We start from the raw sequence: 1799 nt of genomic DNA on the forward strand, positions 1-1799 counted from the left end.
GGTGGTGTAGACATGAATAATTTAGAAAATTTAAGAAGAGAAATAGATGAAGTTGATAAAAAAATAGTAGAGCTTTTTGAAGAGAGAATAAATATTGCAGTTAAGATAGGGGAGTGGAAAAAATCTAATAAGATAGAAATTTTTGACTCTAAAAGAGAAGAAAAAGTAATAGAAAAAGCTATAGAAGCATTGGTAAATAAAGAGTATAAAGAAAAAATCAGCGAGCTATTTCATAAGCTTATGGATATAAGCAAGGATATACAAAAGTAGTTATAGGTGAAGAAAATAGATGAAGAAATTATTTAAAGTGACAATTTTTTTAATCTTGTCAGTTGTACTGACAATATATGTGGTTGGAGTGAATATATTTAAAGATAATTTTATGCCTAACACATTTATAAATGGGAAAGATTTTAGTTTAACCAATAAGTCGAAACTGTATGAAAATTATAATTCTAAATATGGAGAATATAAGTTAAAAATTGTTGAAAGAGATTCAGAAGAAACTCTGTATTCAAAAAGTTTTGATTATTCAGATACTTTGAATAAAGGGCAGAGTGTTGAGCAAAATTCTCTCTATTGGCCAGCATATATTTTAATAAAAAAAGAATATAAATTAAAAAATACAGCTAAGTATGACTTCGAGAAGTTTAATCAAGTTTTGGAAAGTTTAAAGATAAATACAGCGCCAAGAATTGAACCACAAGATGCAAAAGTGGTTTTTGAAGGGGATAAATTTGTAGTAAAACCGGAAGTTTATGGAAATAAAATAAATAGTGAATTGTTTGCGAAAAAAGTTTTGGAAGCTGTTCAAAATAGAGATGAAGTATTGGATTTAGAAAAAGAGGGAATTTACCATAATCCAAAAATAAAAAAAGATGATGAAAAATTACTTTCACAACTTGAACAAAAAAATAAATTTGAATAAATTTGAAATAACTTATGACTTTGCAGATAGAAAAGAAGTATTGAAGAATGATTCGCTTATAAACCTTTATTCTCCAAATGAAAAAAATTTATTGGTGCCAGATGTAGAAAAAGTTGAGCAATATATAAAGTATATAGCTGGTAAATACGATACATTCAAGGCAACAAGAGATTTTCAAACTACAGGGCTTGGAATTGCAAGAGTCAGCGGAGGAATATATGGTTGGATGACAGATGTAAAATCAAGCACAGATGAATTAGTTAAGGCTTTAGAAAACACTAAGACTGTAACTATAAAACCAGTATATAGACTAGAAGGATATAGAAGAGAGACTAATGATATAGGAAATTCTTATATTGAAATAGACCTTGGAAGACAACATATGTGGATGTATAAAGATGGACAGAAAGTTTTAGAAACTCCAATTGTGTCAGGAGACCCTACAAAGGGAAATTCAACTCCAACAGGTACTCAAAAAGTATGGGCCAAGGAAAGAGACAGGATATTAAAGGGAGCAACATGGGAATCACATGTAGACTATTGGATGCCTTTTGATTGGACTGGATGTGGATTACACGATTCAGTATGGAGAAGCACATATGGAGGGAGCATATACAGACATAATGGTTCACATGGTTGTGTAAATACACCGCCTTCAATAATGCCTACTTTATTTTCAAATTCTTTTTATAATATGCCAGTTGTAGTCTATGATTCAAATACTCAAATGGTAAGTTAGGAGATAATATGAAAAAGGATTTGTTGAGTTCCAGCACATTAAAAATAATAGCTATGTTATGTATGGCTATAGACCATACTGCAGCAGGCATTATAAATAATGTAAATAATATATCTTTATTAGGGTTAAATG

At 29.8% G+C, this 1799-nt stretch carries 3 protein-coding genes; all 3 read left to right on the top strand.

Going from position 1 to position 1799, the window contains the following annotated elements; genetic code table 11:
* Positions 1-270 (top strand): chorismate mutase (locus tag HMPREF9129_RS10040; RefSeq protein ID WP_004823370.1); only part of this gene is annotated, 270 nt, incomplete at its 5' end.
* Positions 271-289: 19 nt separating this feature from the next.
* Entirely contained in the window at positions 290-928 is a 639-nt protein-coding gene (locus HMPREF9129_RS12610) for a peptidoglycan binding domain-containing protein (RefSeq protein ID WP_004823371.1), read from the top strand.
* Complete coding sequence (locus HMPREF9129_RS12615) at positions 903-1667, top strand: L,D-transpeptidase family protein (protein WP_257009289.1); 765 nt, start codon at positions 903-905, stop codon at positions 1665-1667. The genes HMPREF9129_RS12610 and HMPREF9129_RS12615 overlap by 26 nt, the downstream gene beginning before the upstream one ends.
* Positions 1668-1799: the final 132 nt, after the last annotated feature.

The sequence above is a fragment of the Peptoniphilus indolicus ATCC 29427 genome, from assembly GCF_000227315.1.
GTDB lineage: Bacteria > Bacillota > Clostridia > Tissierellales > Peptoniphilaceae > Peptoniphilus > Peptoniphilus indolicus.